We start from the raw sequence: 13,340 nt of genomic DNA on the forward strand, positions 1-13,340 counted from the left end.
TTGGCGTAGCGTTCAAAGCCACCTTCGGCAAAAGTTGTCTGTTTCATGGCATTCGGGATTCAATGAGAATAGGCTTATATTAACGTTTCTAAATCAATACTCGGATACTTAATCAGAGATTCCCTAGGTTTGTATGGTGCTCTGAAACTATATGCTGCGAGAAAATCGGTATGTGAAGCGGTGTATTAGTGTTTGATGAGTGTAACTGATGAATCTGGCAAGAAGTGAGGCGGGTTTGTGAAATATTAATAACGGGCAACAGTTAGCAATAGAAAATGACTCTTCTCTGACCTCGCTATTTACTCTATATCGAAGACGATAGCCCCTTCGCTGCCCTCCTCCACGCGGGCGACGATGCTGCCATCCGGTGCGACTATGCAGGTACAGCCATGGCTGATCTTGTTTTCATGTGCGCCCAAGAGTGCGCCAACTACGTCTGCCGATGCCACCCAGCAGCCGGTTTCCATGGCCCGCTGGCGCAGGTTGTCTATGCTCTTGCTGCGCCATTTGTCGGCGGTAGCGGCGGTCAACATATTGTTTAATGGGTAGCATAATAGTTGTGCGCCTTGCGTGCTCAGCTCTGCCGCACAATCCGGGTAATTGGCGTCATTGCAGATATTGATGCCATAAGAAAATCCTGATCTGTCAAACACGGGGGATGCAGTTCCCGCCAACACACCGCGCTCATTGGGGTGTCTTTTCGCATACACGCCCATTACCTGGCCTTGCCGTATCACGGCAGCAGAATTGTATATGCCTGCTGTAGCTTGCTCAAAAAAACCGAGGATGATGTCGGTGTCAAATGCAGACAATTCCTGCAACACGTGGGTGAAAATTGGGCTGTCTATGGCCAGGGCGCGTTGTGCGATAGTCTGCGCATCTGAGGCATATCCTGGCAGATAGCATTCTGGGAAGATGGCCAGCTCAACACCCTGCTCCTGGCACCAGCGCAAGTCAGTGCATAATTGCGCCACCGCTTTTTGGATGTCGTCAAAAACAGGGGGACGCTGGAAGGCGGCGATGCGTAGCTTGTTTGTCGTCATCGTTCAATGTTATCTGCAGTAGGGTGTGCCATGCGCACCGTTTTGATATCGCCGGACGGTGCGCACGGCGATGGTTAAGATTGAGGAAACATATCTTTACTCCACCAGATTCAGCATCACCACTGTTGCATCATCCGCCTTCTTCACCGTCATGCCGCCTGCCTTGCCTGCTTCATGCGCACGCAACTCCTGCATCATCGCCTCCAGCCCATGCGTGACGCAGGCTTGCATCAGGCTTTGGTCATTGTAGAGGTGATAGCTATCCACCAGACGATAGAAACCATCCGTCATCAGGAATAAACGGTCAGACGCCGCCAGTTTGATCTTGTGCTCACGCGCAGCAAAGCGGCCTTGTGGATACAGGCAGAGTATGGATGGCTGCGGGGCCTTGTTTTGAGCGACGCGGCGCTCACGCAGCATGGGCAATAGCCTGGCCCAACGTGCCTGCTCATCCAGGCCTTCTTGTTTCAGTTGCTCTATCGCGATCTTGAGTATGCCTTCTTGCGGATTCTCATAGGGGTCAAGATCAGTGACCTCACCTTGCGCATCGAGTAAAAAACTTTTGCAATCGCCCAGGGCATAGATGCTGCAATCTTCACCATCGGCATGCACGCGCAGCCAGGTCAGCGCCGCAATCGGCCAGGCATAAGCGGGCATGGCGGCGGCTTGCAGCAAACTGCTGTGCTTATCACGCAAGACCTGCAAGGCCAGCATGATGCTGTCTGCCTGCGCCTGTACAGACGTGGCGACCTGTTCCAGCGCCAGCGCAAACTGCTGCACGAACCAGGCCGGGTCACCCAGGCTTGCATCCAGATAATGCTGGCCTGACACTGAGCTGGCACCGTCAAACATCAGTACATTAAGCGTGCCATCGCTGTGGCTGAAGTGGTGGATCAGGTCTTCGTTGGTTTTACTGCCAGCGGGGGTAGAGAGGGATTTGATCTGCATTTTTATGATGGCTGGCACTTGCTGCGTTTATTTTGATTGCAGAATATAGCACTGGCGTGACAGTGGTGTGGCAAATAGTGAGAATGCGCCGTGCATGCAGACTCTGTGCAAACAAGCACCTGTTTTTAAAGCGACGCACATAAACCCGTCATGCCGGACTTGATCCCACTACTGTCCGGAATAATGTGATTGACAAAAATAACGAGGAAATTCCCTCTCTTTCAAGGGGAGGGGCAGGGTGGGGATGGGTTTCGGTTGATTAACCATAAATGTAATTACGCTGGAAACCCATCCCCATCCCAACCTTCCCCTTGAAGGGGAAGGAGCTTCAAGCACGACCGCTCACAAATAATGTTCAATTACAGAATTAAGGCTCCGACACGGAAAAAATCGTCAGGACACTGCTTGTACTTGATGTTCAGAACGAGTCAAGATAATTATTCCGGACAGCAGTGGGACTTGATCCAGCATCTGGCGCTTTGCTTGAGCACGGCAATGGTGTTTTGCTGTTTGCTTGAAGTTGCTTTTTTTGGTTCCGCGCAGATCAGGCGCATGGGCATAACGACAAGCAAACCAGCTCACCCCTGTGGAATACTTTGCTCAAATTTGAAATAATTGTAGGGATCGTACTTGTGCTTGACGGTTTTCAAGCGATCCAGGTTAGGGCCATAATAGGCCCGTGCCCAATTGGGTTGCTCGCGATTCGGGAAATTGACATAGGCTTGCGGCAGCACAAAAGGACTCATTGCAGCAAAGTATTCGCGCAGCCATTGTTGCTGCCTGTGGACCACGTCCAGCTTGTCTATCGGCCCCCAGGCGGCTTCCATTTCAAAAATATAATTGGCATTGCGATGTGGATAGGCAGTGGCATTGACGGGCACTTCACGCACCTTGCCACCAATGGCAAACAGGATGCCCATGTTTTCTGGCACGAGTGAACCGCCGGGCCATTTCAGCATCCAGCGCAACATCATTTCCATGCCTTCTGGGGACATTTTCTCACCCACATAGGATGAGCGAAGGTCGTACATGCCGTTGGGGTCGTCGGTGATAAGATAATCACGCGCTTGCCAGTAACTCATTTCACGAATGTCGGCCTTGAGGGGCGTGAGCATTTTCAATACCGGTTCCAAGGCCTTTAGCGCGGCTTCTTTGCCGCCGAAGAACTGGCCCAGGGTAGTGACCTGTAAATCTGCCATGGTGTAGTTGGTACCGGCACGGCGTGGCACGATTTTGCTGCGGGTAGAAATCGTGGTGGGATTATTTTGCTGCAGGTCCTGCAAGGCAGAAAATAATTCCAGCTGCTGCTGGGCAGGCCAGAGGATATTGAAAATGGTGACGTTGTGTGACACGTCCACCAGGTTAAAGGTGAACGAGGTATTCACCCCAAAATTGCCGCCACCGCCGCCGCGCAAACCCCAGAACAAATCCTGATAGGTGCCTTTGTCTTCGGCTACCACCAGTTGCTGGTTTGGTAAAACAATTCCCGACGATTTCAGGCTATCGCAAGTCAAACCTGCGTGGGTTGCAGAAAAGCCCCAGCCACCACCCAGCACCAGGCCCGCCGCACCCACGGTGGGGCAGCGGCCCGACGGCACAGCCAGGCTGCTGCCGCTAAAAAAATTGGCCATGTCCTGGTTGCTGACACCTGCTGCAATGGTGCAGGTATTTTCCTTTTCATTGACGCTGATGCCATTCATCGCCTTCACATCAATCAGCAAACCCTTGGTAGTAGAAAAGCCTGCGTAATTGTGGCCACCAGAGCGAACCGCAAAGGGCTGGCGATGATCTATCGCCCAGCGCAGACACAACTGCACATCCCTGTCATTGGCGCACATGGCGACGGCGATGGGCAGGATGTCAGCATAGCGCTGGTTATTCGGCGCTGCGGCCATCATGTAGCCCAGCTCACCAGGCAAAATCAGGCGTCCGGCCATACTGCGTGCAAGTGCCGCCAGGTTGTGCTTGCTGTGCAGCGCCGGTGCGGCTGTGGCCTCACCCGAAATACCCAGCATGCTGGCGGTTGCAAGTGCGGTGGATGTTTGCAAGAAACGGCGGCGGGAAGGGGTAGAAACTGAGGTGGGGACCGGGGTAGATAAGGCATCCATATACTTCTCCTTGAGTTTGGCAAAACCAGCGTTGAATGCAGGAACAGAACCGTGAAAAGCCCCAAGCCAGCTCGCTATCCGCCACGAAGCATCGCAAACGCCCGCCGGGCGCAAAATTTTTGCACGACCTGGCCAAACGCACGGCAGGTCTTTCAGGGGATATCCACAACAAATGCTTGACGCTGATTTTTGTTTTTTATCTTGAAGTAAAACCAACATATTGTCATTTAAAATAATCGTTTTTACAATATTTGCTGAGAACGTTCGCACAAAAACAACTAGAGGACAGTGATAGTGGAATCGAGAGTGAAGGACCGTGCGCAGTGCGTTCCAGGCTGCGGCAAGGCTTGAACAAATGATCGGGGCTATCGCACGCATTTGCCTTCACGGCCATGCAAGCGATGCGGCGTAACGACACTGGATGCCAGATCAAGTCTGGCATGACGACATTGGGGCTAGTGCTGAAGATGAAGGGTCGCTGTGTGCTGAGCTGTACGTCAAAAGTGGAACACATGCTGCGCATTACAATGCGCCTGCCGTTACGGCTACATCACCGCATTGTGCATACAAGCGAAGGTTTTCAAGGCAGTACCCGCAAACCCGTCATGCCGGACTTGATCCTGCATCCAGTGGCGTTGGTCGTGCACTGTCAGTGTGTTTTGCTGTTTGCATAAAGCTGTTATTTTGCAGTTCCAGTTGCATCAGATGCACGGCATAACGATACTCAATAAACCTCCATATAATCGGGAAACCAAAATGGTTTCTTGGGTGGATTGATCCAGATACCTGCCTTGTCCAGCATGGCGAGGGCAAGAGCCTGCAAATATATCCAGTCGTGATCTTGCTGCAGTTGCGCAGCCGACCAGTTATAGAAGTCCAGATTGCGGTGTATTCTTGCCAGGGTTTATTCCATCTCATTTGCCTCTGCGCGTGCCCAGTCATCAAACTGATGCCCATGACCGGTCTGGCATAGTAAAAGCAGCATCCCCGTGAAATAGTTGGCACCAGCATTGCTGCTGTTTTCTTTAACAAACCATTGCTCGCACGGCCCCACTGCGGCACGCTGGCTCTCGACATCCAGAGCAAAAAATGACACTAACTGCCAGGCTAATACATATGGAGAATTTCCCTTTTTCAGTTCAGACAGAAAAGTTTCATTGTGCTAGTTTGTCATGGCGGGAGTAGCCTTACTTGAAATACCCAAGTTTGCAGAAGGTATTGGCATTATATCCAGCACGGCAAGCTGTAACGACACTGGATGCCAGATCAAGTCTGGCATGACGGTTGGGGGGCTAGTGCTTGATGATGGGGATCGCTGTGTGCTGAGTTGCACATCAAAGATGACATAAATCAATCCAGATTTTCTCTGTGAAACTCTGTGGTGTAGTAGGGAATTCGTGCGGCACGCCGCGCGCCTGCGTAACGAAGACTGCTTGCAAGCAGTCTTCCCCCTCCGTGTCTCTGTGTTGAGAGGTCTTCCCGCAAAAAAAGAACATGTCCCAAAAAAACAAAACCCGCTGATCAATGATCACCGGGTTTCATCACATCCTCATTTCATCCACCAGCCAGGCCGTACATCACCCGGCGCGATGAACAAAATCAGTTTTGTTGCGATTTTTGCGTTTTTGTCGCTACTTTTTCAGCATTGGCTTTTTCTGCTGCCAGACGTGTTTCTGCATTGGCTTTGACCAGGGCAGCTTTTTGGGCTGGGTACCAGGAAAAACCTTCCAGGCCGATTTCTTCGCCGTTAGCGCGGGCTTCTTGCAGTTCAGCGACGACTTGGGCGCGGGTTTTTGGGGCTGTTGTATCAGTTGTGTCAGCAGCAAAGGCGGCAGTAGCTGTCAAAAATGTCAGGCTGGTTGCCAAAAAGAGTTGTTTCGCATTCATGATCGTTCCTATCAATAAAGTAAGTTTCAAAGTAAGCCGCCTCGGTGATCTTGCTCAATTGTCATGAGAAGTGAAATTTCACTTCCGATAACAACTGAAACAAGTCGTCGCCAGCGGCGCGGTGAAGAGCTTTGATTTATGTTGCACTGCACCGATGAAATGCAGTGTAGGCTTTTCGGATTCAACAATAAAGTATCTAAAACGGAATATACTATTGCTGAATCAGGAACAATAAAGGACTTGAAAATGGACAGATTGCAATCAATGCGCATCTTTGCCAAGGTGGTGGAGCTGGGTAACTTTGCCAGGGCTGCTACGGCGCTGGACATGTCTAACGCTGTCGTGACCCGTTATATGGCTGATCTGGAGAGCCATCTGGGCACGCGCCTGTTGAACCGCTCTACCCGCAAATTATCGCTGACCGAGACCGGCATGGTCTACCTGGAGCGGGTGCGCGCCATCCTCAGCGATATCGACGATGCTGATGCCATCGCCTCATATGCCGCAAAAAAACCCAGCGGCACTTTGCGTATCTATTCTGTACCGCATTTCGGCAAAGCGCAACTGGCGCAGCTATTGCCCGAATTTGCCAGGGATTATCCCGATGTCTTGCTGGATGTCAAAATCACTGACCATCAGGTTGACCTGGTGGAAGAAGGCATCGATGTCGGCTTTTTCCTGGACCTGCAAAAGATAGACGGCAGCATGATCTCGCGCAAGCTGGCCACCTCTGAAGTGCTGCTGTGTGCCTCGCCCGCTTATCTGAAAGAGCATGGCACCCCGGCCACGCCGGAAGATATTTCAGGGCACCGCTGCCTGAACTTCAATTTTGATTTTTTGCGGGATAACTGGATGGCCTTTGACAAGCGCATAGGCCGCGACTCTTATCGCAGCATCCCCATCCAGAGCAAGGTCATCAGCAATAATGCCGACGTGCTGCGCGCCTGCGCCCTGGCTGGCATGGGCCTGGTCTTGCGCACCTCGTTCCAGATTGATGACGACCTGGCGCAGGGCCGACTCGTCAGGCTGTTCCCGGAACACTGCTTTGGTGCAGTCTCGATTTCCATGGTCTACCCCAGCCGCCGCCAGCTGTCGGCCAAGGTCAGGCGCTTTGTCGATTTCGTCGCCAGCAAATTCCCGCACCCGGAAGAAGACATGTGGCTGGGCAGCTGCCCCTTCCGCATCCATGAAGAAAAACTCAGGGAACTGGGCATACCCCATCCCGGTAAGATGCGGGTTGGCTGAGGAACGGGTTGTCAGCCGCATCACACATCGCCACACCGCAGGGATGCATTGAGCATTAAAGATAGGCAAGCATAAATTACATGCTTGTAAGCAATTGTAAAATATCGTCGTCATACTTGTGTAACATTAACCCGATATCCTATGATTGTTGTGTCTCCTTAGGTATTTTGTCGCCACGGAATTTCCCCCTCCGTGGCGATTTTTTATTTGGGGGATATAGTTTCATGCGCGTTATCATGCAGGCATTGCCATTTGCTGATTTGTAGGGTGCGCCATGCGCACCGAAGAACGCCTATCGCCAGACTCCAAGACCGGTGCGCACGGCGCACCCTACTCATCTACATTTTTATACGATGAAATTTTTTGAATCAGAGCAGGTCGGGGAATATGACTTCGACTTCTCTTCATATCAACGATACTTGCAAGAGCATCGTGATGATTTTCCGCCAGGCGTGTATGCCTTCGCTATAGATACTGGTAATTATGACTTGACGAGCCATCAAAGTCTGCATGATGCCTGGCTGGAGCGATTCTGCATCTCTGAATTGGCAAGTGGTGAACGTTCGGAAATTCGCGCTATCCAGATAGAAGCAAGTTTTCTGGGGCCTTATCATGATCTGAAAATCCATCTTGCGTATTCTGGTGTGATTGAATACAGCATCGTGACACCAGAAGACTTTTTACATCCTCCGCGCGGAGCAATTGGGCATGGCGATTTATTGATACATGAAGTGAGCCTGACAGAAAACAATCAGGCCGTGGTTCATGAATGGTACTTTTCACGCGGCAGTGTGTTCAGGATAGTTTGCCAGAATTTCACGCGTACGCTAGAGATTTTATGAAGTCGCGATCACATCTCGCAAAAAACTGCTGTACTGTGCTTTTTTGCATAGAAAGCGCTCTCATCGTCGAATGGGGCGGTATTACTTTACATATTGACGCTCAGTAAAACTTACTTGCGCATTATAAATCCCTCATCTCCGAGGAAAACTTCTATGCCGTGCGCGACGTATACATGCGGCGCATTGCAATGCGCCCTACGTTATGACTTCGATGTGGCTGCATGAGTATTTTGTAGGGTGCGCCGTGCGCACCGGTCTGCAACTCATCAATATTGACGCACGGCATCTTATTGGTGCGCAAGGCGCGCCCTGCTTGCCGTGATTTATCCGTTTTCAAAAAATTTTTAAAATATTTTAAAAAGAAGTGTAAGTAATCTGAAATCCGTCCGACTGATGCTTAAGTTCTGCATGTTGATGCAAATTGCAAGGCAGGCAAAGAACTTGGTTTGACTTTCAATAGCACTTAAATAGTACTTAATTACCTTCACTTATTTTAAATTTTACGGAGAACACATCATGAAAAAATCTATCCAAACTGGTGCCCTGATCGCTGCTGCTGCCGCTACATTGGCTTTGTCTGGCTTTGCTGTTGCTGGCACGAGCACAATCAGCGCAGGTGACAAGGTACATTGTTCTGGCATCAATAGCTGCAAAGGTACTAGCGATTGCAAGACAGCAGAAAACGCATGCAAAGGCCAAAACTCCTGCAAAGGCCATGGCTTTGTAGCGACAGCTGCAGGTCAGTGCCTGGCTAAAGGCGGCAAGATCATTGATCTGGACAAATAATCCAGTTTTATTGATGAAATGCGCTAGTCTATTCATAGGCTGGCGCATTTTCTGTTTTTACTTCACACACATTCACCATGACAAATCCCCTCACCTCTTCCAGCTTTGGCCTGGGTTTGCGTACCGACCATTATCTGGCCATACTGGCCGATAAACCAGCGGTGGACTGGTTTGAGATTTTGTCTGAAAACTATATGGTACCTGGCGGTAAGCCCCTGGCGATGCTGGATGCCATACGCGCTGATTACCCCGTGGTCATGCATGGCGTATCGATGTCTATCGGTACACCTGAAGGCCCGACGGACGAATATCTACGTGACTTGAAGAAGCTTATCGACAGGGTCTCACCGATGTGGGTGTCTGACCATATCTGCTGGACGGGTGTGCATGGCAAGAATATGCATGACCTGTTCCCGCTGCCGTATAACGAAGAAACGATCAAGCTTGTCGTCAACAATGTGCGCCGCGTGCAGGATGTATTGGGGCGCAGGCTGGTGCTGGAAAATGTATCGAGCTATTTGCAATACAGCAGTGACAGCATGCCCGAATGGGAATTTGTTGCCGCCATTGCCGAGCAGGCCGACAGCATGATTTTGCTGGATGTGAATAACATCTACGTCAGCAGCATCAACCATGGTTTTGATGCGATGGACTATTTGCGCGGCATACCGTTAGATCGGGTGCAGCAAATCCACCTGGCCGGGCATAGCGACCATGGCACGCATATTGTCGATACTCATGACCAGGACATTGCCGATCCGGTATGGGATTTGTATGCGCAGGCAATACGTCGATTTGGCGCGGTGCCCAGCATGATAGAACGCGATGACAATATCCCGCCGCTGGCGGAACTGGTGGCTGAACTTGAGCAGGCACGCCGTATTTGTGCCAGCGCTTGCGGCACGGTGTTGGCAAATTCAGTGGCAAATATGCAGGCGAATGCGCCAGCGTCTGCGCTGGCTGCGTGAACTCATTACCAGGTAAATGAAAATGAACGCGACCCAAAGCTTGCAGTCAGATTTCCAGCAATTTATTTTAGGCCAGCGCGATGCGACCAGCATGCACCAGCATCTGGCTGAGACACCCGGCCTTGCGCGTGATGCGCGGCTGGATATTTATTACCAGGCCTATCGCCTGCGCCTGCGCGATGCACTGTCCGAGGCTTACGGCAAGACGCACAGCTATCTGGGCGATGAATTGTTTTATCAGGCATGCGCGGCATACATTGAAGCCCACCCTTCCCACTTTCGCAATCTGCGCTGGTTTGGGGACAAGTTTGCTGCCTTGCTGCGCAAGCAGTTTGCCGACCATCCGCAAGTGGCTGAGCTGGCGCAATTTGAATGGGCGCTGGGTTATGCCTTTGACGCACCGGATCATCACATCCTTGGCTTGCCCGACCTGGCCACAGTCAGCGATTGGGAGACCGTGGGTTTGCGCACCAGCAGCTCGCTGCAATTCATCAGCATGCGCTGGAATAGCGTGGCAATCTGGCTGGCCTTGAATGAAGACAGCACGCCACCAGCACCGACCAGTATGGACAGCACAGAAAAACCGGCGACCTGGATAGTCTGGCGCAAGCAGTTGCAGGCACATTTCCGTTGCCTGGGCACAGAAGAAGCCGAAGCCTTGCGCCAACTCGGCCTGGGCCAGCGCTTTGCCGATGTATGCGAGCGTGCCGCAGACAAAAACCCCGACATCGCCAGCGAAATAGGCGGCTGGTTGCAGACCTGGGTGGTGGATGAGTTGCTGGTGGAAGCGATAGAAGTTTAGCCGTGTTTATCCGTAAATTGCGCTCGTTGATCATGCCTGTTCAAGCATCGCCGTCAACATGGCAGAGGGTGCAGTGCGCACCAGCCTTATCTTTGCAAACATCAAGAACGGTGCGCACGGCGCGCCCTACGGAATGAGAATTACGCACATCCCAATCGCAAATATTGCATTGACTTAGAGCCCATTGCAATGCGCCGCATGAAATCGTCGCCCGCACATTGCATCACTATCGCCACGCATCACGCACCACATATCACACACGCATGCCGCTTGATATATTTTGCCTATATCTGCGCATTTTCTACCATTACCGTCGACACATGCCTGAGGTAAACGTATACCTTCGCTCAACATTCCTCTAAGGCAATTATATCGCCTTGTAAAGCACTGAAACAATTTGACACAAATAGAGGGCCAATGTTTTAATCCACGCTTTGATTTTGGCGAAACGCACACCGATAAGCAATATGGAATTTGACCCTTTCGCTCCCAAGCCGCAAGGCCGATCTGGCCCCTCCACCTCATCTCCTGCCAGCGCCCTGAGCCTGGTCGATAGTGATAAACCCGCTGCAAAAAAAACGGAACCAGTTGCGCCACCGTCCAGCCAGCGCGAGCTGACTGGTCATGACATTGCCAACCTGAATCCCAAAGAATTTCGCAATGCCAATCTGGGCCTGGAATTTTATGCGCCAGGTAGCTGGCGAGAAGTCAAAAACAGCCGTTCCTTGCATTTGCTGGACCCGGTAACTGACACCAGGCTGGAAGCGAATGGCTTTGCACGTGAAGATATCTCCATAGAAAAATGGGTGGGCATGCGCCTGCACATCATCGACAAAGAAATGCCACACATGAAGCAAGTGGCAAAACCCACAGTCTTCAAGGGCGAGAACTGGGGCAACCGCATCCAGGGCATCGTTGCAGAATACAAGGGCAAGCAAGCAGGCGATGAAGAAGAAAGCCATATGCTGATTTGCTGCCTGCGTACCGACAGCATGCTGGTTTCCATCGCCGTCACCGCCAAGGCGTCGGTGTTTGACATTAACCGTGCCGTGTATAACTGGATTTTTAGCCGCAGCGATATCAGCATGGCCATGGCTGCCGTGTCTGGTGGAGCAAAAAACAATACTGGCGCCAGTGTAAGTACAAGTGCGCGCGCACGTACTGGTGGCGCTGGTGGTAATGGCGGCAGCCATTCTTCAGCAAGTAGCGAGCAGTCTGGTCATCATCACTACCAAAGCGCAGGTGAGCATGATGTCGGTCGCCTGGCCAGTGGTCAGCGGCTGCTGATACTGGGCATCGTGTTTTACTTCGTTCTGGTGGGCTGGACCAAGAGTATCGATTTTGGTAACCGCGTAGAAGTGCTGTCTTTCTGTTGCCTTGGCTTGATGATCATATTCATGAGTATCTTTGGCTTCTTCCGTCTTGCGGGAGGTTTTGGCTGGTCAGGTGCAAAAACTTTGTTGATGTTCGTCCTGTCTTTTGTGCCGCTAGTTAATCTGATACTGATGGTGGTCTACAATATAAAAGCCACTGCCCGCATCAAGGAAGATGGTTATAAAGTCGGTCTGCTGGGTGCACGGGCTGCCATTCCTGACGATAACCATGACCTGCGCAATATCTTCCTGGTTAGCCTGGCACTGACTGCATGCCTGTATGTGCTCTCGGTCAAGGCTTTCAAAGCGCAAAAAGAAGACCCGATCGCTGAGTTTTCACCACCTGACCACCGTTACTCCATCAGTATGCCGGGTACGCCTGTGGAGCAGGCAAGCCCAAAGGCAGATGGTGTTTTCAATAATCATACTTATTCACTGCGCGCTGGCAAGATGCATTATGCAATTACTTCTTTCGATCTGGCGGTACGACCAGCTGACACGACCTACTTCCTCGACACGCTCAGGGACGGTATTGCCAGCCAGGGCAAGATCAAGGTCACCGATGAGAAAACCATACGGGTAGAAGGCAATGTGGGACGCAGCCTGATGCTGTCTGCCAAGGACGCCATGAAGAAAGTGGACTTTTTCCTGGTTGGAAAAACCGTCTACATCATCGAAGCCGGTGCCCCCGGAAGCGAAGCAAACTCACCCAAGATTGCGGCATTTTTCGATTCTTTCCATTTGAATTAATGGGCTGAATTAGTTGGCGAATTTCGTTAACCGAATGAGCTAAGTTTACCGGATGCCAGTGTCATACAGATGCAGCATCCGCGATAATGATCTCACTATGATCATTGCCGTAATGCAGGGCGCATTGCAATGCGCCGCATGAAATCTTGACCGATCTGGCAAAACATCTTTGCCGGGCACGACGCATACATGCAGTGCATTGCATTGCAATACAGTGTCTTGCCGCGTGGTGGCAAACCATTCACCATGCTGACTGGCATACACGATGGCAACCGCTGCAATTATGGCCTGGGACCAGTACCCGACAAAGACGCCTTTGTCGTCGCTGTCACTGCCTTGCTGGAAAAACCAGCGCCAGCCGTGACTGCAATGAAGGTGCCTGCATTGTAAGCAATAGATGAGACGGCAATCTTATCTGCAATCAGCAGGTTCCACCTTCGCACTCCAGGTTGTGGTAGGGACGTAGATACTGTTATTCCTGTCAAGCCAAATGCAAGCTAGCATCGAATGGTTTTCCGGATTTCAATACACCCAAAGCGACATGGACTAGTTTTCTCATCATAGCGCCGATAATGAGCATTGCAGGTT

Annotated in this window: 13 protein-coding genes and 1 pseudogene; 8 read left to right on the plus strand and 6 right to left on the minus strand. The window is 51.3% G+C overall.

Annotation, left to right across the window (positions count from 1 at the left end):
• Positions 1-299: 299 nt before the first annotated feature.
• The 3 genes from ACO0LD_RS31470 to ACO0LD_RS31480 form a co-directional block, all read right to left on the minus strand.
• Complete coding sequence (locus ACO0LD_RS31470; protein WP_423013438.1) at positions 300-1,043, minus strand: carbon-nitrogen hydrolase family protein; 744 nt, start codon at positions 1,041-1,043, stop codon at positions 300-302.
• A gap of 96 nt (positions 1,044-1,139) precedes the next feature.
• Positions 1,140-1,991, minus strand: coding sequence for a SpoIIE family protein phosphatase (locus ACO0LD_RS31475; RefSeq protein ID WP_423013440.1), 852 nt, complete (start codon positions 1,989-1,991; stop codon positions 1,140-1,142).
• Between the two features lie 578 nt (positions 1,992-2,569).
• Positions 2,570-4,099 (minus strand): FAD-binding oxidoreductase, encoded by a 1,530-nt coding sequence (locus tag ACO0LD_RS31480; RefSeq protein WP_423013442.1) that lies wholly within the window; start codon positions 4,097-4,099, stop codon positions 2,570-2,572.
• 35 nt (positions 4,100-4,134) lie between these two features.
• Here ACO0LD_RS31480 and ACO0LD_RS31485 point away from each other — a divergent pair, with 35 nt between their 5' ends.
• A complete protein-coding gene (locus tag ACO0LD_RS31485) occupies positions 4,135-4,335 on the plus strand; it encodes a hypothetical protein (RefSeq protein WP_423013444.1) in 201 nt (66 codons plus the stop codon).
• A gap of 668 nt (positions 4,336-5,003) precedes the next feature.
• On the opposite strand, the gene ACO0LD_RS31490 is transcribed toward ACO0LD_RS31485, so the two are convergent.
• Together ACO0LD_RS31490 and ACO0LD_RS31495 are read right to left on the minus strand one after the other, a co-directional pair.
• Positions 5,004-5,195, minus strand: a complete 192-nt coding sequence (locus ACO0LD_RS31490) for a hypothetical protein (RefSeq protein ID WP_423013446.1) — start codon at positions 5,193-5,195, stop codon at positions 5,004-5,006.
• 503 nt (positions 5,196-5,698) lie between these two features.
• On the minus strand, positions 5,699-5,986 hold the full coding sequence (locus tag ACO0LD_RS31495) for a DUF4148 domain-containing protein (protein ID WP_423013448.1): 288 nt from the start codon (positions 5,984-5,986) through the stop codon (positions 5,699-5,701).
• 246 nt (positions 5,987-6,232) lie between these two features.
• Here ACO0LD_RS31495 and ACO0LD_RS31500 point away from each other — a divergent pair, with 246 nt between their 5' ends.
• The 7 genes from ACO0LD_RS31500 to ACO0LD_RS31530 all read left to right on the plus strand — a co-directional run bounded on the left by ACO0LD_RS31500 (position 6,233) and on the right by ACO0LD_RS31530 (position 13,142).
• On the plus strand, positions 6,233-7,231 hold the full coding sequence (locus tag ACO0LD_RS31500; protein ID WP_423013450.1) for a LysR family transcriptional regulator: 999 nt from the start codon (positions 6,233-6,235) through the stop codon (positions 7,229-7,231).
• A 419-nt stretch (positions 7,232-7,650) separates the two neighbouring features.
• Positions 7,651-8,073 carry a hypothetical protein gene (locus ACO0LD_RS31505; RefSeq protein ID WP_423013452.1) on the plus strand — a complete coding sequence of 141 codons (423 nt, stop codon included), beginning with the start codon at positions 7,651-7,653 and terminating at the stop codon, positions 8,071-8,073.
• 516 nt (positions 8,074-8,589) lie between these two features.
• Positions 8,590-8,859: a hypothetical protein gene (locus ACO0LD_RS31510; RefSeq protein WP_423013454.1), complete on the plus strand. Its 270-nt coding sequence runs from the start codon at positions 8,590-8,592 to the stop codon at positions 8,857-8,859.
• Between the two features lie 77 nt (positions 8,860-8,936).
• Positions 8,937-9,827 (plus strand): DUF692 domain-containing protein, encoded by an 891-nt coding sequence (locus ACO0LD_RS31515; protein WP_423013456.1) that lies wholly within the window; start codon positions 8,937-8,939, stop codon positions 9,825-9,827.
• A 22-nt stretch (positions 9,828-9,849) separates the two neighbouring features.
• A complete protein-coding gene (locus ACO0LD_RS31520; RefSeq protein ID WP_423013458.1) occupies positions 9,850-10,629 on the plus strand; it encodes a putative DNA-binding domain-containing protein in 780 nt (259 codons plus the stop codon).
• 467 nt (positions 10,630-11,096) lie between these two features.
• Positions 11,097-12,752, plus strand: coding sequence for a hypothetical protein (locus tag ACO0LD_RS31525; protein ID WP_423013460.1), 1,656 nt, complete (start codon positions 11,097-11,099; stop codon positions 12,750-12,752).
• A 189-nt stretch (positions 12,753-12,941) separates the two neighbouring features.
• A complete protein-coding gene (locus tag ACO0LD_RS31530) occupies positions 12,942-13,142 on the plus strand; it encodes a hypothetical protein (protein ID WP_423013462.1) in 201 nt (66 codons plus the stop codon).
• A gap of 91 nt (positions 13,143-13,233) precedes the next feature.
• Here ACO0LD_RS31530 and ACO0LD_RS31535 read toward each other — a convergent pair.
• Positions 13,234-13,340: pseudogene (locus ACO0LD_RS31535) on the minus strand (IS110 family transposase); the annotation flags it as partial.

This window comes from Undibacterium sp. Ji83W (assembly GCF_049340385.1).
Classification (GTDB): domain Bacteria; phylum Pseudomonadota; class Gammaproteobacteria; order Burkholderiales; family Burkholderiaceae_D; genus Undibacterium.